This is a genomic window from Streptomyces sp. R302 (genome assembly GCF_012927245.1).
In the GTDB taxonomy this organism is placed as follows: domain Bacteria; phylum Actinomycetota; class Actinomycetes; order Streptomycetales; family Streptomycetaceae; genus Streptomyces.
In genome coordinates, this window is sequence record NZ_JABBGE010000010.1 from 199,939 (window position 1) to 222,568 (window position 22,630).

The 22,630-nt window shown below is 72.5% G+C and carries 25 protein-coding genes and 1 riboswitch; of the genes, 12 read left to right on the plus strand and 13 right to left on the minus strand.

The genetic code is table 11. The annotated features are described in order from the left end of the window. The 3 genes from HHL19_RS29365 to HHL19_RS29375 form a co-directional block, all read right to left on the minus strand. Positions 1–357, minus strand: a complete 357-nt coding sequence (locus HHL19_RS29365) for an energy-coupling factor ABC transporter substrate-binding protein (protein WP_169093395.1) — start codon at positions 355–357, stop codon at positions 1–3. Next, a complete protein-coding gene (locus tag HHL19_RS29370) occupies positions 357–1,055 on the minus strand; it encodes an energy-coupling factor ABC transporter permease (RefSeq protein ID WP_169093396.1) in 699 nt (232 codons plus the stop codon). The genes HHL19_RS29365 and HHL19_RS29370 overlap by 1 nt, the downstream gene beginning before the upstream one ends. 28 nt (positions 1,056–1,083) lie before the next feature. After that, positions 1,084–1,306: riboswitch (cobalamin riboswitch) on the minus strand. Then, a complete protein-coding gene (locus HHL19_RS29375) occupies positions 1,296–2,132 on the minus strand; it encodes an SDR family NAD(P)-dependent oxidoreductase (RefSeq protein ID WP_346768578.1) in 837 nt (278 codons plus the stop codon). (Overlaps the previous riboswitch by 11 nt.) A gap of 278 nt (positions 2,133–2,410) precedes the next feature. Between HHL19_RS29375 and HHL19_RS29385 the strand changes: the two genes are divergently transcribed. Beyond that, a complete protein-coding gene (locus tag HHL19_RS29385) occupies positions 2,411–2,662 on the plus strand; it encodes a helix-turn-helix transcriptional regulator (RefSeq protein WP_346768579.1) in 252 nt (83 codons plus the stop codon). 75 nt (positions 2,663–2,737) lie between these two features. Here HHL19_RS29385 and HHL19_RS29390 read toward each other — a convergent pair whose 3' ends face one another. From HHL19_RS29390 to HHL19_RS29410, 5 genes are all read right to left on the minus strand, one after another. After that, positions 2,738–3,145, minus strand: coding sequence for a PTS fructose transporter subunit IIA (locus HHL19_RS29390; RefSeq protein ID WP_169093398.1), 408 nt, complete (start codon positions 3,143–3,145; stop codon positions 2,738–2,740). Next, entirely contained in the window at positions 3,142–3,753 is a 612-nt protein-coding gene (gene dhaL, locus HHL19_RS29395; RefSeq protein ID WP_169093399.1) for a dihydroxyacetone kinase subunit DhaL, read from the minus strand. The genes HHL19_RS29390 and dhaL overlap by 4 nt, the downstream gene beginning before the upstream one ends. A gap of 7 nt (positions 3,754–3,760) precedes the next feature. Further along, positions 3,761–4,747, minus strand: a complete 987-nt coding sequence (gene dhaK, locus HHL19_RS29400; RefSeq protein WP_169093465.1) for a dihydroxyacetone kinase subunit DhaK — start codon at positions 4,745–4,747, stop codon at positions 3,761–3,763. A 210-nt stretch (positions 4,748–4,957) separates the two neighbouring features. Beyond that, positions 4,958–5,338, minus strand: a complete 381-nt coding sequence (locus HHL19_RS36890) for a hypothetical protein (protein WP_206325893.1) — start codon at positions 5,336–5,338, stop codon at positions 4,958–4,960. Positions 5,339–5,450: 112 nt separating this feature from the next. Continuing rightward, on the minus strand, positions 5,451–6,383 hold the full coding sequence (locus HHL19_RS29410) for an NADP-dependent oxidoreductase (RefSeq protein ID WP_206325902.1): 933 nt from the start codon (positions 6,381–6,383) through the stop codon (positions 5,451–5,453). A 134-nt stretch (positions 6,384–6,517) separates the two neighbouring features. Here HHL19_RS29410 and HHL19_RS29415 point away from each other — a divergent pair, with 134 nt between their 5' ends. Beyond that, the gene (locus tag HHL19_RS29415; RefSeq protein WP_169093401.1) at positions 6,518–7,474 is read left to right on the plus strand and encodes a helix-turn-helix domain-containing protein; all 957 of its coding nucleotides are present in this window, start codon (positions 6,518–6,520) and stop codon (positions 7,472–7,474) included. Positions 7,475–7,621: 147 nt separating this feature from the next. Here the strand turns inward: HHL19_RS29415 and HHL19_RS29420 are convergent, their stop codons facing one another. Beyond that, positions 7,622–8,566, minus strand: a complete 945-nt coding sequence (locus tag HHL19_RS29420) for an SMP-30/gluconolactonase/LRE family protein (protein WP_169093402.1) — start codon at positions 8,564–8,566, stop codon at positions 7,622–7,624. A gap of 125 nt (positions 8,567–8,691) precedes the next feature. Between HHL19_RS29420 and HHL19_RS29425 the strand changes: the two genes are divergently transcribed. Both HHL19_RS29425 and HHL19_RS29430 read left to right on the plus strand, forming a co-directional pair. Further along, positions 8,692–9,144, plus strand: a complete 453-nt coding sequence (locus tag HHL19_RS29425) for an Lrp/AsnC family transcriptional regulator (protein WP_169093403.1) — start codon at positions 8,692–8,694, stop codon at positions 9,142–9,144. Between the two features lie 32 nt (positions 9,145–9,176). Next, positions 9,177–9,827, plus strand: a complete 651-nt coding sequence (locus HHL19_RS29430; RefSeq protein WP_169093404.1) for an HAD family hydrolase — start codon at positions 9,177–9,179, stop codon at positions 9,825–9,827. 54 nt (positions 9,828–9,881) lie between these two features. Here the strand turns inward: HHL19_RS29430 and HHL19_RS29435 are convergent, their stop codons facing one another. Next, positions 9,882–10,493, minus strand: coding sequence for a TetR/AcrR family transcriptional regulator (locus tag HHL19_RS29435; RefSeq protein ID WP_169093405.1), 612 nt, complete (start codon positions 10,491–10,493; stop codon positions 9,882–9,884). A gap of 67 nt (positions 10,494–10,560) precedes the next feature. On the opposite strand from HHL19_RS29435, the gene HHL19_RS29440 reads away from it, so the two are divergent. Continuing rightward, a complete protein-coding gene (locus HHL19_RS29440; RefSeq protein ID WP_169093406.1) occupies positions 10,561–12,117 on the plus strand; it encodes a DHA2 family efflux MFS transporter permease subunit in 1,557 nt (518 codons plus the stop codon). Then, complete coding sequence (locus HHL19_RS29445) at positions 12,114–12,830, plus strand: SGNH/GDSL hydrolase family protein (RefSeq protein ID WP_169093407.1); 717 nt, start codon at positions 12,114–12,116, stop codon at positions 12,828–12,830. Before HHL19_RS29440 ends, HHL19_RS29445 begins: the two co-directional genes overlap by 4 nt. A 45-nt stretch (positions 12,831–12,875) precedes the next feature. On the opposite strand, the gene HHL19_RS29450 is transcribed toward HHL19_RS29445, so the two are convergent. The 3 genes from HHL19_RS29450 to HHL19_RS29460 all read right to left on the minus strand — a co-directional run bounded on the left by HHL19_RS29450 (position 12,876) and on the right by HHL19_RS29460 (position 15,513). After that, positions 12,876–13,580, minus strand: coding sequence for a hypothetical protein (locus HHL19_RS29450; RefSeq protein ID WP_169093408.1), 705 nt, complete (start codon positions 13,578–13,580; stop codon positions 12,876–12,878). A 129-nt stretch (positions 13,581–13,709) separates the two neighbouring features. Next, the gene (locus tag HHL19_RS29455) at positions 13,710–14,636 is read right to left on the minus strand and encodes an ankyrin repeat domain-containing protein (protein ID WP_169093409.1); all 927 of its coding nucleotides are present in this window, start codon (positions 14,634–14,636) and stop codon (positions 13,710–13,712) included. Positions 14,637–14,787: 151 nt separating this feature from the next. Beyond that, the gene (locus HHL19_RS29460) at positions 14,788–15,513 is read right to left on the minus strand and encodes an alpha/beta hydrolase (protein ID WP_169093410.1); all 726 of its coding nucleotides are present in this window, start codon (positions 15,511–15,513) and stop codon (positions 14,788–14,790) included. Positions 15,514–15,878: 365 nt separating this feature from the next. Here HHL19_RS29460 and HHL19_RS29465 point away from each other — a divergent pair, with 365 nt between their 5' ends. The 6 genes from HHL19_RS29465 to HHL19_RS29490 all read left to right on the plus strand — a co-directional run bounded on the left by HHL19_RS29465 (position 15,879) and on the right by HHL19_RS29490 (position 22,620). Next, entirely contained in the window at positions 15,879–17,201 is a 1,323-nt protein-coding gene (locus HHL19_RS29465) for a hypothetical protein (protein WP_169093411.1), read from the plus strand. 637 nt (positions 17,202–17,838) lie between these two features. After that, on the plus strand, positions 17,839–18,162 hold the full coding sequence (locus HHL19_RS37825) for a hypothetical protein (RefSeq protein WP_240981937.1): 324 nt from the start codon (positions 17,839–17,841) through the stop codon (positions 18,160–18,162). Between the two features lie 68 nt (positions 18,163–18,230). Next, a complete protein-coding gene (locus HHL19_RS29475) occupies positions 18,231–18,947 on the plus strand; it encodes a hypothetical protein (RefSeq protein ID WP_240981938.1) in 717 nt (238 codons plus the stop codon). Between the two features lie 53 nt (positions 18,948–19,000). Then, complete coding sequence (locus tag HHL19_RS29480) at positions 19,001–20,275, plus strand: hypothetical protein (protein WP_240981939.1); 1,275 nt, start codon at positions 19,001–19,003, stop codon at positions 20,273–20,275. Beyond that, positions 20,272–21,384: a class I SAM-dependent methyltransferase gene (locus HHL19_RS29485; protein ID WP_346768580.1), complete on the plus strand. Its 1,113-nt coding sequence runs from the start codon at positions 20,272–20,274 to the stop codon at positions 21,382–21,384. Before HHL19_RS29480 ends, HHL19_RS29485 begins: the two co-directional genes overlap by 4 nt. Positions 21,385–21,636: 252 nt before the next feature. Beyond that, positions 21,637–22,620, plus strand: a complete 984-nt coding sequence (locus tag HHL19_RS29490; RefSeq protein WP_169093413.1) for an esterase family protein — start codon at positions 21,637–21,639, stop codon at positions 22,618–22,620. Positions 22,621–22,630: the final 10 nt, after the last annotated feature.

Consider the following 22,630-nt stretch of genomic DNA (forward strand, 5'->3'; position numbering starts at 1 on the left):
CTACGCGTCCTTGTCCGTGTCCGGGACGGTCACGCCGCCCTCCGCACGGGCCGCCGCCCGCTCCTCGCCCTGCCGCCGGCCGCGCCGCAGCCCGAAGTAGTACGCGAGGACACCGGCGCCGAGCGCCGCCTGCAGGGCGAACAGCGCCGACTCGATCTCGCCGGACGGCGGCTCGTACAGCGGCGAGAACCACGGCTCGTAGTCCGGTTCGATCTCCGTGATCGCCGTCTCGGCCTCGGCGTCGGCGCCGGTGAACGGCTCCTCCTTGTGGTCGCCGAGCCCCAGCGCCAGCGGCAGCACGGCCAGCGCCGCCACCAGCAGGAGCAGCAGACCGTTGATCTTCGTGTTCCTGCTCATCACGCCGCCGCCTCCTCGCGCCGCTCGGCCGCCTTCGGCGCGGCGAGCACGCCGAGCCGCAGCAGATCGCCCTTGCTGGACTGGGCGAGCAGCCGCATGACCAGGACGGTCAGCAGCCCCTCGCTCACCGCGAGCGGGATCTGCGTCACCGCGAAGATCCCGCCGAACTTGGCGAGCGAGCCCGCCACGCCGCTGCCCGGGTCGGGGAAGGCGAGGGCCAGCTGGACGCTGGTCACGCAGTAGGTGGAGAGGTCGGCGACGAACGCGCCGAAGAACACCGCCACCATCAGCGGCGCCCCGGACCGCCGGACCAGCAGGTACGTGCCGTACCCGGCCCACGGTCCGACGATCGCCATCGAGAAGGCGTTCGCGCCCAGCGTGGTCAGCCCGCCGTGGGCGAGCAGCAGCGCCTGGAACAGCAGGGTGATCGTGCCGAGCACCGCCATGATCGGTGGCCGGAACAGGATGGCGCCCAGTCCCGTACCCGTAGGGTGGGAACAACTGCCCGTCACCGAGGGCAGTTTGAGCGCGGACAGGACGAACGTGAAGGCGCCCGAGGCGCCGAGCAACAGGGTGGACTCGGGGTTGGCGCGCACCTCGCGGGTGAGCGCGCGGACCCCGTGGACGACGAACGGAGCCGACGCGACGCCCCAGGCGGCCGCGTGGACGGGGGGCAGATACCCCTCGGCGATATGCATGATCGGGAGACCCTCTCCAGCACCTCGTGGATGGACAACGCGCCCTGGCCGGTCTCCTGGCTGACGGTAGTGCCGCCCGACTCCGCCTTCCCACCCCGCGACGGTCTCCCGCGGCGGAGCAGTGGCTTCCCCGAAGGGACGGAGCTGGACCTCCCGATCACAGTGGCGAGGGCCGCACCGGTACTGCACCGGTTTCCCGAACACCAAGGCCCTGTGACATTAGTGTGTTGACCTGCTTCATCACAATGCGGGGTCGGTCACTCGCGCTCCGAAGCCCCGACGGCCGCCCGCGCTCGGCCCTGTGTTCGCACCGTGTTCGCACCGAAAGGTCCTGCCGGTCGGCCCAGGTCTTGAACCGGTCGGCGCAGACCCGCGGCAGCATCTCGTTGCTTTGGGTGCCGAGGAAGACGCGCAGCGGCGGGGCGTCCGCGTCGACGATTCCGAGGAGCGCCAGGCCTGCGGCGGCCGGGTCGCCGAGGTCCAGCGTCGCGATGAACCCGCCGAGCCTCTCGCGGACGCCGTCGTACCGTCGTACGCCGGGATCGGCTCCGAATGGACGGCCGACGGCCCGCCCCAGCCGGTGGCGTACGCCCCCGGCTCGACGAGCGTGACTTTCATGCCGAGGCCCGAGACCTCCCGCGCCGGCGACTCGGTGAGCCCCTCCAGGGCCCACTTCGAGGCGTGGTAGCCGCCGACCAGCGGCCAGGCGGCGACGCCGCCGGTGGAGGAGATCTGCACGATGTGGCCCCCGCCGCCCCGCTCGCCCAGATGCGGCAGCGCGGCCTGGGTCACCCACAGCGCGCCGAACAGGCCGTACCCGGCGTTGTCGACGACCACGTCGAGCCGGCCGAAGTGCTCCCTGGCCCTCCCGACGGCCGCGAACACCGCGTCCTTGTCGGTCACGTCCAGGGTCAGGGCGAGCACGGCGTCGCCGTACCGCCCGGACAGGTCGGCGAGGCTTCCGGCGTCGCGGGCGGTGGCGACGGCCCGGTCGTCCGCGTCGTGTGCGGCAGGTTCGCCTACGGGGGCGCGCTCGGACGGCACCCCGTGCTGGCCGCCCTGCCCCGGGTCGTCCACCTCCCCGGCATGAGCGCCGACCCCGAACTCCAGGCCACGGTACGGCTGATCGCGGCCGAGGCCACCCGCCGGCGCCCGGGTGCGCAGGCCCTCGCGACGCGGCTCACCGACGTGCTCTTCGCGCAGGCCGTCCGCGCCTGGCTGGAGCGCGGCGCCGACGGCGAACCGGCCGGGCCCTCGTGGCTGACGGCCCTGCGCGACCCGCGGATCGGGACCTCGCTCTCCCTGATGCACGAGGAGCCGCAGCGCGCCTGGACGGTGAGGGCCCGGCCCGCGCGGTGGCGATGTCCCGGGCCGCGTTCGCCCGCCGGTTCAAGGACCTCGTCGGCAGCACCCCGCTCGCCTACCCGGCCGGACTCCGCGTCGACCTCGCCGCCCGCCTCCTCCGCGACACCGACTCCCTGGTCGACGACATCGCCCGATCCGTCGGCTACGCCTCCGAGTTCGCCTTCTCCCGCGCCTTCTCCCACCGTCACGGCCTCCCGCCGGGTCGCTACCGCCGTCACACACCCGCGCCGGCGGGCGTGTGACGGGCGGTGGACGAGAGGGACACGGGGCGGGCGCATGACACGGTCGGCGCGGGCGGGACACGGTCGGCGTGGGCGTCAGACCTTGCGGTAGCCGTACGCCTCCGAGGCCGCCGCCGCGACCGCGTCGAGGTCGCCGCCGGCGCTCGCCGTCACCAGGGCGGCCACCGCGCCCTCGACGAACGGCGCGTCCACGAGCCGCGCGCCCGCCGGGAGTTCGTCGCCCTCCGCGAGGAGCGCCTTCACCGTGAGGACCGCGCTGCCCAGGTCCACCAGGAGCGCCACCCCGGCGCCCGCGTCGACGGACTTCGCCGCCGCGGCGATCAGCTCGGAGCTCGTACCGAGACCGCCGTCGGGAGCGCCGCCGGCCGCCGCGACCGGCGCCAGGTCACCGCCGCCGGCGAGCCCGCGCGCCAGCTCCGCGACGGCGGCGGCGACGGCCGCGCTGTGCGAGACCAGCACGATCCCGACCCGCTCCCCGCTCATCCCGCCGCCACCTCCTCCAGGGCGGCGAACAGCAGCGCCGAGGACGTCGCCCCCGGGTCCTGGTGGCCGACCGACCGCTCGCCGAGATAACTGGCCCGGCCCTTGCGGGCCCGCAGCGGCACGGTCGCGAGCGCGCCCGCCTCCGCCGCCGACCGCGCGGCGCCGAACGACTCGCGCAGCGCCTCCACGGCTGGCGTCAGCGCGTCCAGCATCGTCTTGTCGCCGGGGACCGCCCCGCCGAGTGCCCCGACCGCCGCGACCCCGGCGGCCAGCGCGTCCGCCAGCTCCGCCCGCGAGACCTCCCCGGCCCCGCCGAGCGCCTTCCCGGCCCGCCGCAGCAGCGTCCCGTACAGCGGCCCCGAGGCCCCGCCCACGGTCGCGATCAGCAGCCCGCCGGTGGTGACGAGGACCGCGCCCGGCGTCGCGGGCGGCTCCTTCGCCAGCGCCTCGGCCACGGCCGTGAACCCGCGCTTCAGGTTGGCCCCGTGGTCCGCGTCGCCGATCGCTGCGTCGAGGTCGGTGAGCCGCCCCGCCTCCCGCTCGACGGCCGCCGCGACGCCCTCCATCCACCGCACCGCGAAGGCGGCACCGTACGTCTCCGTCGTCATCGCCCGCTCACCGTCCCCAGCGCAGCGCGGGCGTGGCCACCGGCGCGTCCCACAACCGCAGCAGCTCCTCGTCGGCGGCGCACAGGGTCACCGAACAGCCCGCCATGTCGAGCGAGGTCACGTAGTTCCCGACCAGCGTGCGCGCCACCGGCACCCGCCGGGCGTCGAGCACGCGCCGCACCTCCGCGTTGAACCCGTACAGCTCCAGGAGCGGCGTCCCGCCCATCCCGTTCACCAGGAGCAGGACGGGGTCCGAGGGCCGCAGGTCGTCCAGGACGGCGTCGACGGCGACCTCGGCGATCTCCCCGGCGGTCATCATCCCGCGCCGCTCCCGCCCCGGCTCCCCATGGATCCCGACCCCCAACTCCAGTTCCCCCGGCGGCAGATCGAACGTCGGACCGCCCTTCGCGGGTGTGCTGCACGCACTCAGCGCCACCCCGAACGACCGCGACCGCGCCACCACCCGCCGCGCCAGCGCCTCCACCCGCTCCAGCGGCGCACCCTCCTCGGCCGCCGCCCCCGCGATCTTCTCCACGAACAGCGTGGCCCCGGTCCCGCGCCGCCCCGCCGTGTACAGACTGTCCGTCACGGCCACGTCGTCGTCCACGAGCACCTTGGCCACCTGGATGCCCTCGTCCTCGGCGAGCTCGGCGGCCATCTCGAAGTTCAGCACGTCCCCGGTGTAGTTCTTCACCACGAACAACACCCCGGCCCCACTGTCCACGGCCGCCGCCGCCCGCACCATCTGCATCGGAACCGGCGACGTGAACACTTCCCCGGGGCACGCCCCGTCCAGCATCCCCGGCCCCACGAACCCCGCGTGCAACGGCTCGTGCCCCGACCCGCCCCCCGAGACCAGCGCCACCTTCCCCGCCACCGGCGCGTCCCGCCGCACCACCACCCGCTGCTCCACGTCCACGGTCAACTCCGGATGCGCCGCGGCAAGCCCCCGCAACCCATCGGCCACGACACTCTCGGGCACATTGATCAGCATCTTCAACGGTGTCTCCTCGCGGGGCTGGCAGGGTCGGGCGTGGATCCATGTCGACCTGGGCAGTATCGACCTTGCGGCGGCGAAGGTCACGCAGATCCGGCGGATCCGCCGGATCCGGCGGACGCGCGGCTCGCGGACGGCTGTCAGTAGTCTCCCGGCATCCGGCACGGAGGAGCGGGTGCGCGCCACCGCCGAGGACGCCGCGCTGCACTACCTTCCGGAGCGGCTGGCCAGGCGCGCGCGGCGGGGTGAGAGGCCGACCCCGGCGGGCGTTCCGGAGATCGGGCGGGGACTGGCTGGTGTGCGCCAGGACGGTCGGGTTGAGGTCCAACCGAGTTCGCGGGTACGGGTGTTGAGGGCGCCTCGGGCCCAGGGGGTTCGGGCCTCGGTGCGTTCCGGTGCGGGCACGCCCAGGATTTGCGCGAGCAGAGGCAGCCAGGTGTGCGCGGGGGCCGGCTCGTCGTCCACGACGTTGTATGTGCCCGGGGGGCAGGACAGGGCCCGTACGGCGGCGTCCGTACTGCCCAGGGCGAGCCCCATGCCGGAGGTGCCGCCGGTGATCAGGACGGTGGGGGCGGTGGATCGCTTCATGCCCACGCTCCTGGGCGGCGGGGGCGGGCCGAGGCGGTGCGCGATGAGCCTGGGACCGCCACCGCCACCTTCGGGGAGGGGCGGGTCGGGGTGTGCGACGAGAGGCGCTTGCTTACGGGACGGTCAGCACGATCTTGCCGGTCGTGCCGTTCGTCTCGCCCAGGGCATGGGCCTTGGCCGCCTCGGCGAGCGGGAAGACGGCCTCGACGTGGGCGCGCAGGGCGCCGGAGGCGACCAGGTCGGCGACGGCGTTCATACCGGCGTGGTCCGCCTCGACGAGGAGGGTCTCCACGCGGACCCCGCGGGCCGCGGCCTTCGCGGCCTCGTCGGGGTCGTTTCCCGGCATGATCGAGACGAGGAGGCCCCCGGGGCGCAGGACGTCGAGGGAGCGGGCGCGGGTGTCGCCGGAGAGCGGGTCGAGCACCATGTCGACGTCCTGGACGGCGTCGCGGAAATCGGTGGTGCGGTAGTCGATCACCTCGTCCGCGCCGATCGAGCGGAGGAACTCGTGCTTGGGGGCGCTGGCGGTGCCGATGACGTACGCGCCGCGGGCCTTCGCGATCTGGACGGCGAGGTGGCCGACCCCGCCGGCGGCGGCGTGGATCAGGACGCGCTGACCGGCGCGCACCCCGGCGGTGTCGACGATCGCCTGGTACGCGGTGAGGGCGGCGAGCGGCAGGGCGCCGGCCTGCACGTGGTCGATGCCGGCGGGCTTGGCGGCGAAGGCGCGGGCCGGGCCCGTCACGTACTCGGCGTGGGAGCCGACGCCGTGCGGGTAGGGCAGCATCCCGAAGACCTCGTCGCCCGGCTTGAACAGGGTGACGCCGAAGCCGACGGCCTCGACCACGCCGGAGACGTCCCAGCCGAGGACGAGCGGCAGCCGGTCGAGGAAGAGTCCCGAGGCGCGGTGCTTCCAGTCGGTCGGGTTGACGCCGGAGGCGCGGACGGCGACGAGGATCTCGCTCGGGCCGGGGACGGGACGGGGAAGGTCGACCTGCTTCAGGACGTCGGGGGTGCCGTGGGTGTCCTGGCTGATGGCGCGCATGGTGCGGGCAGCCGTGGTGGCGGTGGCGGTGGCGGTGGCGGTGGCGGTGTTCGTGTTCGTCATGCCGTCCAGCCTCGTCGCGGAGCCCACCCCGGTACCATGGCATGAATGCCAACTTCCGACGGGATCGTGCCATGAGTGTCCACCGTGTCGTCGTCCTCGCCCTGGACGGGGTGTACCCCTTCGAACTCGGCATCCCGAGCCGGGTCTTCGGCGCGCTCCAGGACCGCTACGAGGTCCTGACCTGCTCGGTCGACGGCGGTCCCGTCGCCACGAACGCCGACTTCTCGGTGACGGTGGGGCACGGCCCCGAGGTCCTCGCGACGGCGGACACCGTGCTGCTGCCGCCGTTCGACCTCTCCCGCCTCTCGCGCGAACTGCCGCCGGGGGTCGGCGAGGCCCTCAAGACGATCCGCCCTGGCACCCGGATCGTGTCCATCTGCACGGGTGCCTTCGTCCTGGCGGCGGCGGGACTCCTCGACGGACGCCCGGCCACCACCCACTGGGCCGTCACCGACCTCTTCCGCTCCTGGTACCCGGAGGTCGCGGTCGACCCGGACGTGCTCTTCGTGGACGACGGCACCCTGCTGACCTCGGCCGGCGCCGCGTCCGGCGTCGACGTCTGTCTCCACCTCGTACGACGGGACCACGGCGCGGCCGTCGCCAACCACGTGGCACGCGCGTGCGTCGTACCGCCGTGGCGGGACGGCGGGCAGGCCCAGTACATCGAGCACCCCGTGCCCCCGGCGGACGGGAGCGGCACCTCCGCCACCCGCCAGTGGGCGCTGGAGAACCTCCACGAGCCGCTGACGCTGAGCGAACTCGCCGGGCACGCCCGGATGAGCCTGCGCACCTTCGCGCGGCGCTTCGGCGACGAGGTCGGGACGAGCCCGGGGCGCTGGCTGATCCAGCAGCGCGTCTCCCGGGCCCAGCACCTCCTGGAGACCACCGACCTGGCCGTCGACGACATCGCCGGCCGGGTCGGCTTCGCCACCGGCACCTCCCTGCGCGAGCACCTCCACGCGGCCATCGGCGTCTCGCCGATGGCGTACCGCCGCACTTTCCGGGGGGCGTCGGCGCCGACGGGCTGAGCATGAGCCCCTGGCCGCACGAGCCCCCTGGCCGCACGAGCCCCCCGGCCGCACGAGCCCTCCGGCCGCATGAGCCCCCCAGCTGCACGAGCCCCCCTGGCCATACGAGCCCCCGGCCCGGAAAGCCTCGGCTCAGCAAGGCCTCGGCTACAGCCAGGGGCGGTGGCCCGGCCCCGTCGGGTGCGTGCCGGTGACCCCCATGACCACCGAGTACAGGCTGGTCTCCGCGGTGATGAAGAGGCGGTTGCGCTTGGCGCCGCCCCAGGAGATGTTGGCGACGGCCTCGGGGACGTTCAGCCGGCCGATCAGCGTGCCGTCGGGGTCGTAGCAGTGCACCCCGTCGTCCATCGCGGCGACCCAGAGCCGGCCGCCGTCGTCGAAGCGGAGGTTGTCGAAGCGGGCCTTCTCGCGGTCCCCGGTCTTCGCGAAGACCGTGCCCTCGGAGAGGGTGCCGTCCTCGCGGACGTCGAAGGCCCGGATGAAGCCGGCGCGGGTGTCGGAGACGAACAGGCGCCGTTCGTCGGGCGAGAAGACCAGCCCGTTCGGCGCGCCGAAACCGTCCGCGACGAGCCGCACCTCACCGGTGGCCGGGTCGATCCGGTAGACGTTGTTGGCGCCGATCTCGCTCTGCGCGCGGTACCCCTCGTAGTCGCTGGTGATGCCGAAGTCCGGGTCGGAGAACCAGATCGAGCCGTCGGACTTCACGGTCGCGTCGTTCGGGCTGTTCAGCCGCTTGCCCTGCCACCGGTCGGCGAGGACGGTGACGGTGCCGTCGTGCTCGGTCCTGGTCACCCGGCGGTTGCCCTGCTCGCAGGTGATCAACCGGCCTTCCCGGTCGAGGGTGTTGCCGTTGGTGTGGCCGGCGGAGCGGCGGAAGACGGCGACCGCGCCGGTCTCCTCGTCCCACCGGAGCATCCGGTCGTTGGGGATGTCGCTCCAGACCACCTGCCGCCACGCGGGTACGTACACCGGCCCCTCGGCCCAGCGGCAGCCGGTGAAAAGGACCTCCAGCGCGTCGTCGCCGTTCATGCACCGGCCGGTCCGGAACCGCTCGTCGAGCATCTCGTACAGTCCCGGGCGCTCGCTGCTCATAGGGTCCACTCCTCACGAGAGACGTCACATGCCGCATCCGGGCCGCGCATTGAACCTCAGTCGGCCCGGAGTTGATATTGCGGGATGAGATACGGTCTTCGCCAGGAATCAACGAATGGAGAGTTGTGGATCACATCGATCGCGCACTGCTGGCCCAGCTTCAGCAGGACGCCACCCAGTCGTACGCCGCCCTCGGCCGGGCCGTCGGCCTGTCCGCCGGCGCCGCCCACGAACGGGTGCGCAAACTGAGGGAACGCGGCGTCATCCGGCGTACCGTCGCCGACGTGGACCCGGCCGCCGTGGGCAGCGCCGTCCTCGCCTACGTGATGGTCGACTCCACGTCCTGGATGGGCGATTCGGCGAAGGACTTCGCCGCGCTCCCCGAGATCCTGGAGGCGCACGTCATCGCCGGCAGCGCCTCGGTCCTGGTCAAGGTCAGGACCGCGACCACCGAGCAACTCCAGGACGTGCTGCGCCGGATCTACGCCATCGACGGGGTCAGCGGCACCCAGGCCACCGTCGTCCTGGAGACCTTCTTCGAGCGGCCGCTGTCACCGCTGACGGCCGATGCCACGTGAGCCCCGCCCACCTCGCCGCCTACCCTGCGGGAATGATCAAACCGATAGAGCTCGTGATCTTCGACTGCGACGGCGTCCTCGTCGACAGCGAACGCCTGGCCGTCCGTCTCCAGGTGGCGCTCGGCGCCGAGTTGGGCTGGCCGCTCACCGCCGACGAGGTGGTCGACCGGTTCATCGGCCGCTCCAAGGAGTCGATCGTCGGGCAGATCGCCGAGCGGCTCGGCGCGGAGACGGCGGGGCTGTGGTGGCGCCTGCTCATCGAGCGCCACCGGGACGCGGTCGACCTGGGCCTCGACCCGGTGGACGGGCTGCCCGAGGCGCTCGCCGCCCTCACCCTGCCGACCTGCGTCGCGTCCAGCGGGTCCCACGAGAAGATGCGTCACACCCTGGGCCGCACCGGCCTCTACGGCCACTTCGAGGGCCGGATCTACAGCGCGAGCGAAGTGCCCAGGGGCAAGCCCGCGCCCGATCTCTTCCTGTACGCCGCCCGCCGCATGGGCGTCGACCCGGCGGCGTGCGCGGTGGTCGAGGACAGCGGCCCCGGCGTCGCGGCCGCCCGGGCCGCCGGGATGCGGGCCTTCGGGTACGCGGGCGGCCCCACGCCCGCCGTACGCCTCGAAGGCCCGGGCACCGTCGTCTTCGACGACATGCGCGAACTGCCGGAGCTGCTCGCCGGAGGGTGACGCGCCCGGGCGCCCCCGCCGGGGACGCCCCTGAGGGGAACGGGTCGCCGGCGGTCAGTCCGCCGTGGGGACGCCCAGGATCGTGCGCATGCCGTGCAGCGCCCAGCCGTCCGCCTGGTCGTCGCCGTGGAGGAGCCGCGCCGGAGTGATCCCCGCGGCCAGGGATTCGAGCCCGTAGACGACACGGGGGGTGTCCGTCGTGGGCGGCAGCTCCCCGGCGGCGACGGCGGCGTCGATGTCGTGGCGCAGGGTCTCCCGCCAGCGGCCGCGCCCCTCGGCGATCCGGTCGTGCACGGAGCCGGTGCGCCCGTCGTAGTCGTACGTGACCTGGGTGAGCAGGCAGCCGCCGGAGTAGCCGGGCTCGGCGGCGTACCGCACCCAGGCCGCGCAGACGGCCAGCAGGCGCGGCAGCCCCGCGTCGAGGTGGCGCGCCGGCAGCCAGACCCGGGTGCGGAAGTCCTCCAGGACCAATTCCACCGTCTCCAGCTGCAGCTTCTCCTTGCTGCGGAACTGGCCGATGACTCCGGCCTTGCTCATCCCCAGCCGGTCGGCGAGCCGGCCGATGGTGACGCTGTCCAGACCCTCCAGGGAAGCGAGATCGGCGGCGGCGCGCAGCACCGACCGCCGGGTTTCGAGGGCCGCCTGAGCTGATGCACGTCCTGCCATGCCGGCGAGTTTAGCAAACGACCGTACGTCATTGACGTACGAACGATCGTACTCTTAAATCCTCGCCATGACGCCTGCCGCGGACCCCCGCCGAGCCTCCCTCGCCCTGTCACTCGCCTGTGCCGGCACCTTCCTGAGCTTCCTCGACGCCACGGTGACCAACCTGGCCGTGCCGCCGATCGCCGACACCTTCGACGCCTCGCTGACCACGGTCTCCTGGGTCGCCACCGCCTATGTCATCCCCTTCGCCGCGCTCCTCGCCCCGGCCGGCCCGCTGGCCGACGCCGTCGGCCGCGCCCGCCTCTTCCTGATCGGCGTCGCCGCCTTCACGGCGTCGTCCCTGCTGATCGCCGTGGCCCCGAACCTGCCCGTCCTGCTCGGCGCCCGCGCCGTCCAGGGCCTGGCGGCGGCCCTGCTGGTGCCCGCCTCGCTGGGTCTGGTGCTCGCGGAGATCCCCGCCGAACGCAGGCGTGCCGCCATCGGCCTGTGGAGCGCCGCGGGCGCCCTGGCCGCCGCGGCCGGGCCCGCACTCGGCGGCGTCGTCGTCGACGCGCTCGACTGGCGCGCCCTTTTCTGCCTCAACCTGCCCGTCGGCGTCTGGGTGTCGATCGCCGGCAGGAAGCTGCTCACCGGCGAGTCCCGCACCGGCCGGGCGCCCGACCTCGCGGGCAGCGTGCTGCTCGCCCTCTGCGTCGGCGCGGCGGTGTACGGGCTGACGCGGGGACCCGAGCGCGGCTGGACCTCGGCGCACGTCCTGGTCGCCGCCGGCGTCACCCCGCTCGCGGCGGTGGCCGCGGTGGCGCGCTCGCTGCGGCATCCACGGCCGGCGCTCCGGCTCGACCTCTTCCGCAGCCGCCCCTTCGCCGTCGCGAGCGCCGTCTCCGTCGCGTACGGCGCCGCGCTCTTCGCCACGATGCTGCTCGGCGTGCTCTTCATGACCGACGCCTGGAAGTACTCCGCCCTGGAGGCGGGCCTCGCGATGAGCCCGGCGGCGTTGGCCACCGCCGTGGTCGGCGTCGGCATCGGACGGCTCTCGCTCCCGCTCACCCCGCGCACGATGGTGGTGGCCGGCTCGGCCCTCGTCGCCGCCTCGACGGCCGTGCTGGCCCTCCTGATCGACACCGAGCCCCGCTTCTGGACGCTGTGGCTCCCGGCCGGAGCGGTGATGGGAGTCGGCGTCGGACTGGTCACCGTCGGCGTCTCCAGCGCCGCCGCGCTCTCCGCGCCGCCCCAGCAGTTCGCCGCCGCCACCGGCATGGTCATGGCAGCCCGTCAGGTCGGCGGCGGACTCGGCATCGCCGCCACGGCCGTGATCATCGCGGAGGTCCCGGGCTCGGGAGCGGAGCCGTACGCCGCCGTGTACGGGTTCACCACCGCCGTCAACGTGGCCGCCGCGCTCGGCGCACTAGCCCTACGCGCCAAGCCGCAGCCGCAGCCGCAGCCCCCGGCGCAGTCGGAGTCGCAGCTGGGGTCCCAGTCCCAGCCGCAGCGCCCGTCGCAGTCGCAGCCGCAGTCCCAGTCCCAGTCCCAGCCCGAGTCCGCGGTCGGTCCGTCGCTTGGGCTCGCCGCCGTGGCCGACGGGGTCCCGGCGGTCCCTCGTGTCCTCGAAGGGGACCAGCGATGACCCCGCAGCAGGACCGGACCCCCGTCCAGGACCGGCCGGCCGACCGCCTCGACCTCGCCGCCGAGTCGTCCGACCCGTACTGCGTCGCCCCGGACACCGCCGCCGAACTGCTCCGCCACCACCCGTGGCAGCGGCTCGCCGTCCTGGGCGACAGCGTCACCGCCGGCGTGATGGACCCCCTCCCGGGCTACCGCCACCGTTCCTTCGCCGACCGCTTCACCGACGCCCTTGTGGCCACCCGCCCCGGCTTCGCCGCCGTCAACCTGGCCACGCCCCACCTGCTCCTCGACGAGATCCGGGACCGACAGCTCGGGCCTGCCCTGGAGTTCGGGCCCGACGTGGTGATGGTGAGCGCGGGAGGCAACGACGCCTTCCGCAGCTTCGACCCCGCCACGCTCCGGGGCAGCCTCGCCGCGCTCCTCACACCGCTCGCCGGGACCGGAGCCCTGGTCGTCACGATCGGCCTGTTCGACCTCGCCCGCTCGGGCCTCGTCCCACCGGAACACGCGCCCGGCATGGCCCGCCGCTTCGACGAACTCGACGCCCTCACCGCCGGCCTGACGCGCGAACTCGGCGGCGTCCACGTCGACACCCACCACCACCCGCTCGCCGCCGACCCCGCGATCTACGCCGCCGACCGCGTGCACGCCAACGCCCGAGGCCACGCGGTCGCCTTCGCCGCGATCACGGCCACCCTGGCGCGGCGACACTGAAGCCGCCGGACCGGGGTTCAGGAGCCGGATGACAGGAACCGAAGTTCAGGAACGAGAGGGCGGCCGCTCCGCGGCAGCGGACTCCTTGGGCTGCTCGGTGAAGTGCAGCCACGCGCTCAGGGCGGCCTGCAGATCGAGCACGGCCGCGCGGTCGAGGTCCTCCCCGGCCGCGCCGACGTGCAGCCGCACGGCCCGGCCCGTCACCGTCCATCCCACGGGGCGTGGTCGGGTCGGGGTGATCGCGGAGCCGTGGGCGAGGGTACGCAGCATCGCCGTGACGCGCGGCGGCAAGGGCCGTCCACGGGGCGCCGGAGCGATGCCCTCGGGCCGGGTGGGCAGCCCGAGGAGGGTCCGGAACTCCTTGATGGCCGCTTCGAGGGACCGGGGCGTGGTGGGCGCCGCGTCGGTGAAGGCGTGCACCAACTCCCGGTGCCGCATCCTGTCCTGAGGAGGATGCTCCTTCACGTCGACCCGTACGACGGCCGGCGGGATCAGGGGACGCGTATACCCCTTCCTCGTGTACGCGGCGTGCTCGGTGCGCAGTTCGGCGATGCGCCGCGCGAGCGGGTTGTCACCCCGGAGGGCCGGAAGCGTCGCGGCCAGCGCGGGTGACGCCACCGGCGGTGACACGCGCGGCAGTCTCCCGTAGAGACCGTGGGCCCGGTGCAGGACGCCCGTCTCGGTGACCAGCACCGTCACCTGACGCCCGGTGGTGTCGTTGCCCAGCCGGAACCCGACGGTCAGTGTCATCGCTGTCCCCTTCCGCTCCGAGGTCACGCTAGCGAGACTCTCCCTCTCCAGGGGAGCGAACCCCGCATTCCCGCCACGACGGGACACATTCCCCGACCGACCGACCGGACCGGCCGCCTGAGCGGACGGTCAGTGGTTCCAGTAGTCGCTGTCCGGCAGTTCGATCCATAGGTCGGGGGGTCCGAGCACGGCGCGGGCGTCGGTCGGGCGGAGTCCCGCGAAGGCGCACGCGTAGGCGACGGCCCGGTGGTGGTAGAGGTAGGAGGTCAGTACCTCCTCCGGGGTGTCGTCCTCGTTCGGCCCGCCGCCCGGGTGCAGGTCCCACCCCTCGACCGTCCCGTCCCGGGCGATGCTGCCCTGGTTGCCGCTCTTGGGGTTGGCGTACAGGCCGTAGCAGTGGGTGCCGGCGGAGAGCCGGGTCAGTACGCCGGGCATCTGGGGTGCGTAGCCCCACGGCTGGGTCACCACGCAGCCGCCCGGTACGGATGTGACGCCGACGAAGTGGAGGCTCTCGTCCATGTCGTACTCCAGCGGGTCCTCCAGGAACTCTTCGATGACGTCGTCCGCCATGGGCGCCCCGTCGAGACGGCGGACCGCTTCGGACGCGTCGATCCCCGCGACGCAGGCCAGCCCCAGGCCGTCGTAGAAGAACTCGCCGAGCGCCGCGCAGAGACGACGGGCCTCGTCCGCCGCCGCGCGCTCCCCGGCGCCCAGCCGTACTCCCTCCGGGACCGTGAAGAGCTCCGGCGTCGGCCCCGCCAGGCTCAGCCGCCCCGGTGACCAGCCGCCGAGGGACGGCCGCCACGGATCGGCCCCGGCGGCGACGAGCGCACGAACGTTCTCCACCTTCCCGGACACGACGGCCTCCCAGAGGGCCGTCACCCCGCCCTCCAGCGCGTCCACGTCCGCCACGCGCCCGGCCAGCTCCGCCACGACCTCGGGAGACCCGAACAGCGCGGCGCGGTGCAGCGGCCTTCCCCCGGTCCACCTCTCCGGATCGGCACCCCCGTCGAGCCGTCTGCGGATGTCCTCATGGTCGCTCCAGTCCCACCCCATGCCGGTCCACCCGTGTTCCACCGCAGTCACCGAACTCCCGCCCCCGCCTCTCGACCCGACGTCCTCACCTCTCCACGCTCGCACACGGCTCTGACAACGGGTGCCGGCACGGCAGCTGGCCCCCGCCGCACAGCGGCAGGGGCCCCGGACCCTACTTCAGGTGGCGGTCCAGGAAGCGGCAGCCGTCCTCCAGTTCGAACCACGGCGTGCCGGTGTGCCCGCCGAGGTTGGCGTGGAGCGTCTTCTCCTCGCTGCCGAAGGCGTCGAAGAGGTCGAGTGCCCGCTGACGGGGGTTGCCCTCGTCGTCCCACTGGAGCAGGAACAACAGCGGGATGGTCACCTGCCGTGCCTCCTCGCGCTGAGCGCGGGGCACATAGCCTCCGGCGAAGAATCCGGCGGCCGCGATGCGCGGCTCGACGACCGCGAGCCGGATGCCGAGCGCGGTCCAGCCGCCGGAGTACCCGACGGGGCCGCCGACCTCGGGCAGCGCGAGGGCCGCGTCCAGCGTGGTCAGCCAGTCCGGGACGGCGTTCTCGACCATCGGCCCGATGAAGGACTCGAAGATCTCGTCGACCGGTTCACCCGCCCGCATCGCGCGGCCGAGCTCGGCGCGGGCCTCTTCGGCGGCGGCGGAACGGGGCCGGTCGCCGCACCCGGCGGCGTCGATGGTGACCACCGCGTAGCCGCGCGCCGCCGTGTGGCGGGCCCTGGCCACAAGCCGGGGATCCGCCTGGGGGAGACCGTTGTTGTGGGCCATGAGGATCAGCGGGGCCGGTGTGGTGGACGGAGGCGTCCACAGGGTGCCGGGGATCTCGCCGCGAGTGAATGCGCGTTCGAGGACGCCGTCGTCGAGGTGCTGTTCGGAAGTGAAGTGCACGGTCGTGCCTTTCGGGAGTGCTCTGGAACGGCGCTCCCGGACGACGACCTATCGCCCGACCGTGACTCCGGAGGGGAGCACCCATGTCGATACTGTGTTCACGGGTACCACCTCCTCGTTCTCTCGCACGGCCGGGCGGAAAACTAGCAAGGCCCACCCACCGCCGCCAAACGGTTTTCGCACCAGGCCAGGCCAGGCCAGGCCTGGCCAGGCAGGCAGGGAAGGCAGGGCAGGCCAAGGCAGGCCAGGGCAGGGGCCCGGACGGGGGCCGCTCCGGGCGAGAGCTAGCATCCGGTACGTCCGGAGGGGGGCGCCGTACGAGCCTCCCCCGGCCGTCCGTCGTACCTCCGAGCACGGGGAAGCTTGTGTCCGATCCGCTGGCCGACGACCCGCGCACCATCGAGGTCGCGCCGGGCGAAGTCTCCCTCTCCGACGGCCACAAGCAGGCGCTGCTGCGGGAGCTCAAGGCGGGGGAGGCCGTGCGGGCCGTCTATCACGACGGCTGGGGCTACGCCGTGCTCACCGGGAAGGGGCTGGTCCTCCTCCGGAACCTCCTGGCGCCCAAGGCCACGCGGGTGGCCCGGCCGTTGCGGATCCTGCGGCGCTCCTACGGCATGTTCGACGCCGTCGAGATCCTGGTGGCCGGGAAGCCCCACAAGCTGCACGGCTCGAAGCTCGACCCGAAGGGGAAGCTCCTGGAAGCGGCGGGGGAGCTCCTGCCCCCGGACTCGGCGCTGCGGCCCGGCGGGGGGAGGCGGACCGCCACGTGGGTGCGGCGGCACCCGGTGTCGATGGCCGTCGCGGCCGCCTCGATGCTGGTCGCCGGGGTGAACGGTGCCGGGCAGACCGACGCCGTGGCGCGCGGCGGGACGGACCACGCGCCGACCGTGCCCGACCTCCGGGGTGCCTCCCTGACCACGGCCGCCGGGGAGGCGCGCCGTGCGTCGTGGCGGGTGGCCGCCGCCGACGCGTCGTCCGCGTTGCGTACGGTGACGGCGTATCGGGCCGGCTGGCGCGTCTGCTTCCAGAACCCCTCTCCCGGCGAGCGGACCGGCCATTACGGCAGGACGCTGACGCTCTACGCGGTTCCCGAGACGGAACCGTGCCCGTCCCGACTGGACGGCACCCGGCGCGTGGTGATGCCGGACCTGGTCGGCGAGCGGCACGACGCCGCGTGGCGGGAGCTCGCCCCCCTCGGCCTCGACAGTGTCACGCGCTTCCACGCGCACACCGGGCAGCGTCTGGACGAGCGGCGTACGAGCCTGGCGGACTGGCGGGTCTGCCGGCAGCAGCCGGAGGCGGGCATCGAGGTGCCCGTCACCACGCGGGTCGACCTGTGGCTCACCCCCGAGGGCGCCTCCTGCACCGAGCCCAGCCCGACCCCGAAGCCGACTCCGAAACCGAAGCCGAAACCCAAGCCGAAACCCGAGCCGAAGTCGAAGCCGAACCCCGAGCCCGAGCCTGAGCCTGAGCCGAAGCCCCAGCCCAAGACGAACCCGAGCCCGAAGTCGACGCCGAAGCCGAGGTCCGAGTCCGGCTCCGGCACGGGCTCCGGCACCGCCTCTGGGGTCGGTTTCGGCCAGTTCTGCTCTCCCGTGGGTGCCACCGCCACGACCTCCGACGGGCGTCCGGCGAAGTGCTTCATGGGCAAGGACGGCGCCGCCCGCTGGGGATACCGCTCCGGCTGACCGCTCCGGCGGCATTTCCGCAGGTCAATACGGTGTCGTCCGGGAGCAGGACGACGCCGCACGAAAAGCTGCCTCCTGCACGTATTCTCGTTTCCGTCGGGCCGTCACGGCGCGCCGTTCCTTTTGCGCCAAGTCTCAAAACGATCGCTTGCACGCCCCGTATGCCGAAGCTACGCTCTGGCGGCGGAAGGGGAGAATGGGTATGGGGGAATTCAAATGAGGCGCAGCTAGAGACCTGTCGATTGGATCGCTGCAGCCGCGTCCCGTCGCCCCCTCGGCAATGAATTCCGCACGCGTCACTGGCCCGATGACGTGCGAAGACGCCGAGTGAATCCCCAGCATTGCTCAATCCATGGAAGATCGGGAAGATCTGTGCAGTCCAAGGAATGCGTACTCCTGCTCGGGGCCGACCAGTATCTCCGGGAACGGGCCTTATCGGGAGCGAAGCAGATCACCGATCTTCCTGTGTGGGCGGCTGCGGAAGATGCCGTACGCAAGCGGAGCCGCACGTTCGACAACATGGTGTCGGCCGCGCTGAACGACTGGACGGTGGACTCCGCGAACGCCGTCCGCAACGAGCACGCCATGGAGCGGGCCCTCCTGGACGCGGGCGTGCGGAGGCCTCGCCACCCTCCTCGTGCAGTCCGAGGAGGAGCTGCTCGAAGCCCTCGACGCCATCGGGCTGCCCGTCGTCATCAAGCCGTACGACTTCGGGGGCAGCGTCGGAGTCGTCCTGGCCACCACCCGCGAGGTGGCCGCCCGGGCGGGCGGCGACGGCATCATGGACCAGGGCGAGCGCGCGTACGCGCTCAACCCCTATCGGGTGCACATCGGTTCGTACTTCGGTGTCGACCTCTGCGACCTCTCCCGGTGCGCCAAGAACTGGAACAACAGGGAGGGGCTCGTCGAACTGGGCAGGGACCCGCTCTTCGACGAGGAGGCCTCGCTCCCGGTCCACTGAACTGGCGCATCGCGTCGGCGCAGGGCGGTGGATACGACGTCCTCGCCGTCTCCACCGCCCTCTCCTTCGTGCCCGCCGTCTTCGTCCCGTCGCTGATCCGCTTCGTGCCGATCGCCGGCGGGGCCAGGACGACCGCCGCGGGACTCGTCGGCGTCGCGCTGACCCTCCTGGTGATCGCGGCGGGCTACACCCACGTCCAGGTCGTCGTCGCCCTGAACCTCGTCCTGTGGATCTTCTTCTTCCACCTCGAATCGGCCTGGGAGGTCTGGTTCAACGACGAGGCGTCCGGGCTCGACGGTGACGCCCTGCGCCGTTTCAGCTACCTTCTCGCCTTCATATTCGTCTGGCCCATCCTGGGTACGTTCAACCTCATGCTGCCCCTGGAGGTCCTGGCCAATGGCGGGAGCATGCTCACCGTCGGAATCCTGGACATGCTCCTCGGTATCGGAATGGCCGTGGCGGGAACGTTCTGGCTCTTCTTCCCGGCCTTCGGAGTACCGCACTCCATCGCCATCTTCCTCCTCGGATGCGCCTTCGGATCCCTGCGGGTGATCCTGCGCTCGGAAGCGGCGTCGAATTCCACGCCGCAGCAGGTCGGGGCGATCGTGGCCCACGCGAACGCCTACTCGCTCCTCCTGCTGTCCGCCGTCCTGGCAGGCGGAAGGTACTTCTCCGGCCAGATCTGGCCGGCCCCGTTCGCCCTGACGCTGTTGCTCGTTCTCTCATTTCACCGAATCCACGCGGTCCAAGGCCGTCGACCCATTCCGAGTGAGGTGTCCGAATGACAGTGATCGACGATTCCCGAGGCGTTCCGCATCTTGTGGAACAGCCGGCGGACATGGACGTCGTCGAGAAGGCGATCGTCCAACTGGTCTCCATGAGACTGGACCACGAACGTTGTCGCCGCCACGCGCGGTCCACGCCGCCCCTGGCGCTCATGCTCGCCGTCGACCTGCTGTGTTCCATGGAGCGCCCCGCGGCCGTGGAGGCCGCGAAGATCTGCGACTCCCTCAGGGAGACCGCCCCGGCCGAACCTCGGACCCGGGCCATGCTCTCCGCCGTCGCCTCCTGGGCGGCCGGCGACCTGGTGGCCGCCCGCAACGGCTTCCAGACCCTCGTCGACACGTACCCCGGGGACGCCGTCTCGGTCTACGCGGCGCACATGCTCGACTTCTACCTCGGCGACGCGCCGCACATGCTGGCCTCGATCGAGGGCGCCGTCGGACGGTTCACGGACGACGACCCCGTCAGCGGCTACCTGCACGGCCTCCACGCCTTCGCCCTGGAGGAGAACGGCCTCATCACGGCGGCCATGGAGCGCTGCGGAGTCGCCCTCGAAGCGCACTCCGACGACATCTACGCCATGCACGCCCTGGTGCACTGCCTGTACGAGACGGGCCGTCACGAAGAGGGCGCCCGCTACATCCAGGACTACATGCGCGGCAGGGACGCCTCGACCCCCATGCGCATCCACGTCTGGTGGCACTACGCCCTCTTCGAGCTGTACGCGGACCGGGTCCAGGACGTACTGGCCTGCTACCGCATCGGCATCCGCCGCAAGACGTCGGCACGCTCGGCCGAGGACCTCGACGCCGTGACGCTGCTCTGGCGGCTCGGGCTCGTCCGGCCGTCGCTCGACCTCTCCGCGTACTGGCAGTCGCTCTACGAGGACTGGAAGCCGTACACGGAAGAGAACTGGTACCTCTTCAACGACTTCCACGCCTACCTCACCTACTGCCGGCTCGGCGACCACGAGCGCGCGGACGCCCTCCTCGAAGCGGTCCTGTCGCGGCCCGAGAAGGTGTCCGAGGAGATGGTCGACATCTTCCTCGGCTTCCGCTCCTTCACCACCGGCGACTACGCCGACGCGGCGGCCCGGCTGGCCCGCTCCTTCCGTCACTCGGCTGCGATGGGCGGCAGCAACGCCCAGCGCGACGTCATCGAGATGACCGGCATCGAGGCCGCCCTGCGCTCCCGGAACTACGAGCTCGCGCGCCACCTGCGCGACTCCGGCCGGATCTTCCGGCACCAAGGCCCCGTCATCCGGCGCTACGAAGAGCGCCTGGCGGAACTGCGCACATCCGAGAACCATTCACAGGGGGTACTGAAGTGAGCCTTTACCAGGCGATAGCCGACGAGGTCGCGCCCGAGGGCATGCAGCTGACCGACATCCGGCTCCAGGACCGCAAGACCGTGTGGCAGCTGGACGGCACCGCCGGCTTCGTCGTCAAGGTGACCCAGGGACGTGCGGCGATCTTCACGTGCGAGAAGGCCGCCGCGATCACCCTGGAGTCGCTGAAGGAGAGTTGCGCTCCCTTCGGGGTCGGCGAACCGGTCGAGTGCGACGAGTCGCAGTACCTGCTGGCGATCGGGCTGGTCGACGACACGGCGCTGATGGCCCTCGGCGGGGAGGCGGACGTCACGGCCTCGCCCGTCGAGTTCTCGCCCACCAGCGACGACGTACGGAACATCGTCGGCTCGATCGACGACTACTACTTCGGCTACGAGGACCGCTACCGGACCGTGTACGAGAACGGCGCCGAGCTGTGGGAGTCGGAGGAGCCGAACGCCTCGCTCCTCCAGCTGATGCAGGAGCGTCCGGAGCTCTTCTCCCGGAAGATCATCGACCTCGGCTGCGGCGAGGGCCGCGACTCCCTGTACCTCCTGTCCCAGGGACACGACGTCGTCTCGGTCGACGTGTCGCACTCGGCCCTCTCCCGTGCGCGCGAGCGGGCCACGGCCGCGAACCTGGACGCCTCCGGGTTCATGGAGCGCGACATCATCTACCTCCGCGGCTTCGAGGCGGGCAGCTTCGACCTGGCCATGAACATGGGCTGCCTCCACATGCTCGTCGACGACACGCAGCGCGCCGGCCACATCTCCCGCGTCTTCGACATCCTCCGCCCGGGCGGCCACTTCGTCGTGGACCACTGCGCGAGCGAGTGGGGCAAGGGCTTCTTCTCCATCCCGGACTACGACGAGATCGCCGCCGACCTCGTCCCCGGCCGCGTCATCCCCCGGAAGATCCGCGTCGCGGACGGCGAGAAGAACATCGGCCTGGAGGTCCTGCCCTACGCGGAGCGGGAGGGCGACGCCCTCGTCGAGGAGATCAGGCACCACGGCTTCACCCTGGTGAGCAGCACCCACACCGACACCGAAGCCTTCGGCGCGTCGACCCTCCTCCTCTTCCAGAAGCCGGAATCCACGACCCCGGCCTCCTGACCCTCACACCCGTCCGTGCGGCGGCGCCCCGGATCCTCCCGGGGCGCCGCCGCACGTGCGCTTGAGCCCTTCCTCCCGAGTCAGTTCCTAGCGCACGCGTGCCCGGGTGTCAGTCCGTAATCTTCCGGGTCCCGGTCCGCCGGGGGCGTTGCTAGCTTCCGGACCGTTCGACCGTTCGACCGTACGGTCCGGGGGTGCGGGGCGGGAGCCCCGGTGCCTTCCGGGCCCCATGTTCTCGACCCGGAGGTCACGTTGAGCGCGCAGCATCCCTCGCGCAGGAACATCCTCAAGTCCGCGGGCGGCCTGTCGGCCGCCCTGGCGCTGGGCGGCGCGGGTGTCGTCGCCGCGGCCGGGCCGGCCGCCGCCGTCGGCGACGGTTTCGGGCTGCGGATCGTGGAGCGCGGCGAGGCCGACCACCGCATGTGGTACTACCGGTTCGCCACCGACGCCATCGGCTGGAACCCGGCCGTGAACGTGCTCCTTCCCGACGACTACCACTGGAGCGGCCGCCGCTACCCCGTGCTGTACCTGCTCCACGGCGGCGAGCAGGACTTCATCACCTTCGACCGCGAGGGTGTCCGCGCCTGGACCGCGGGCAAGCCGCTCATCGTGGTCATGCCCGACGGCGGGCGGACGGGCTGGTACTCCAACCCGGTCAGCTCCAACGTCGGCCCGCGCAACTGGGAGCACTTCCACATCGCGCAGCTGATCCCGTGGATCGACGCGAACTTCCGCACCTACGCCGAGTACGACGGCCGTGCCGTGTCCGGCTTCTCCATGGGCGGCTTCGGCGCGCTGAAGTACGCGGCCAAGTACTACGGCCACTTCGCCTCCGTCAGCGCCCACTCGGGCCCGGCCAGCCTCCGCCGCGACAACGGCATGGTGGTCCACTGGGCCAACGCCACCTCCGCGGCGCTCGAACTGGGCGGCGGCACGGTCTACGGCGCGCCGTTCTGGGACGAGGCGCGCGTGAGCGCCGACAACCCGGTCCAGCGGATCGAGAGCTACCGCCACAAGCGGGTCTTCCTGGTCGCCGGCACCAGCCCGGACCCGGTCAACTGGTTCGACAGCGCCAACGAGTCCCATGTCCTCTGGGGGCAGCGGGAGTTCCGTTCTCTCCTCGGAAACGCGGGCATCCCGCACGAGTGGCACGAGCTGCCCGGCGGCCACTACATCCGCCACGACATGATGCAGCGCGACATCGACGGCGTCATCCAGCGGCTCCGCAAGGCGTGAGCCCCGGTGC

What these genes read in the sequence shown, in the direction of transcription:
- dhaK (WP_169093465.1), bottom strand. Translation starts at nt 4,747, where the DNA reads ATGCTGATCAATGTGCCCGAGAGTGTCGTGGCCGATGGGTTGCGGGGG.
- HHL19_RS29390 (WP_169093398.1), bottom strand. Translation starts at nt 3,145, where the DNA reads ATGAGCGGGGAGCGGGTCGGGATCGTGCTGGTCTCGCACAGCGCGGCC.
- HHL19_RS29450 (WP_169093408.1), bottom strand. Translation starts at nt 13,580, where the DNA reads ATGACACTGACCGTCGGGTTCCGGCTGGGCAACGACACCACCGGGCGT.
- HHL19_RS36890 (WP_206325893.1), bottom strand. Translation starts at nt 5,338, where the DNA reads ATGAAGCGATCCACCGCCCCCACCGTCCTGATCACCGGCGGCACCTCC.
- HHL19_RS29455 (WP_169093409.1), bottom strand. Translation starts at nt 14,636, where the DNA reads ATGGGGTGGGACTGGAGCGACCATGAGGACATCCGCAGACGGCTCGAC.
- HHL19_RS29445 (WP_169093407.1), top strand. Translation starts at nt 12,114, where the DNA reads ATGACCCCGCAGCAGGACCGGACCCCCGTCCAGGACCGGCCGGCCGAC.
- HHL19_RS29365 (WP_169093395.1), bottom strand. Translation starts at nt 357, where the DNA reads ATGAGCAGGAACACGAAGATCAACGGTCTGCTGCTCCTGCTGGTGGCG.
- HHL19_RS29480 (WP_240981939.1), top strand. Translation starts at nt 19,001, where the DNA reads ATGGACGTCGTCGAGAAGGCGATCGTCCAACTGGTCTCCATGAGACTG.
- HHL19_RS29435 (WP_169093405.1), bottom strand. Translation starts at nt 10,493, where the DNA reads ATGGCAGGACGTGCATCAGCTCAGGCGGCCCTCGAAACCCGGCGGTCG.
- HHL19_RS29370 (WP_169093396.1), bottom strand. Translation starts at nt 1,055, where the DNA reads ATGCATATCGCCGAGGGGTATCTGCCCCCCGTCCACGCGGCCGCCTGG.
- HHL19_RS29420 (WP_169093402.1), bottom strand. Translation starts at nt 8,566, where the DNA reads ATGAGCAGCGAGCGCCCGGGACTGTACGAGATGCTCGACGAGCGGTTC.
- HHL19_RS29430 (WP_169093404.1), top strand. Translation starts at nt 9,177, where the DNA reads ATGATCAAACCGATAGAGCTCGTGATCTTCGACTGCGACGGCGTCCTC.
- dhaL (WP_169093399.1), bottom strand. Translation starts at nt 3,753, where the DNA reads ATGACGACGGAGACGTACGGTGCCGCCTTCGCGGTGCGGTGGATGGAG.
- HHL19_RS29415 (WP_169093401.1), top strand. Translation starts at nt 6,518, where the DNA reads ATGAGTGTCCACCGTGTCGTCGTCCTCGCCCTGGACGGGGTGTACCCC.
- HHL19_RS29410 (WP_206325902.1), bottom strand. Translation starts at nt 6,383, where the DNA reads ATGCGCGCCATCAGCCAGGACACCCACGGCACCCCCGACGTCCTGAAG.
- HHL19_RS29440 (WP_169093406.1), top strand. Translation starts at nt 10,561, where the DNA reads ATGACGCCTGCCGCGGACCCCCGCCGAGCCTCCCTCGCCCTGTCACTC.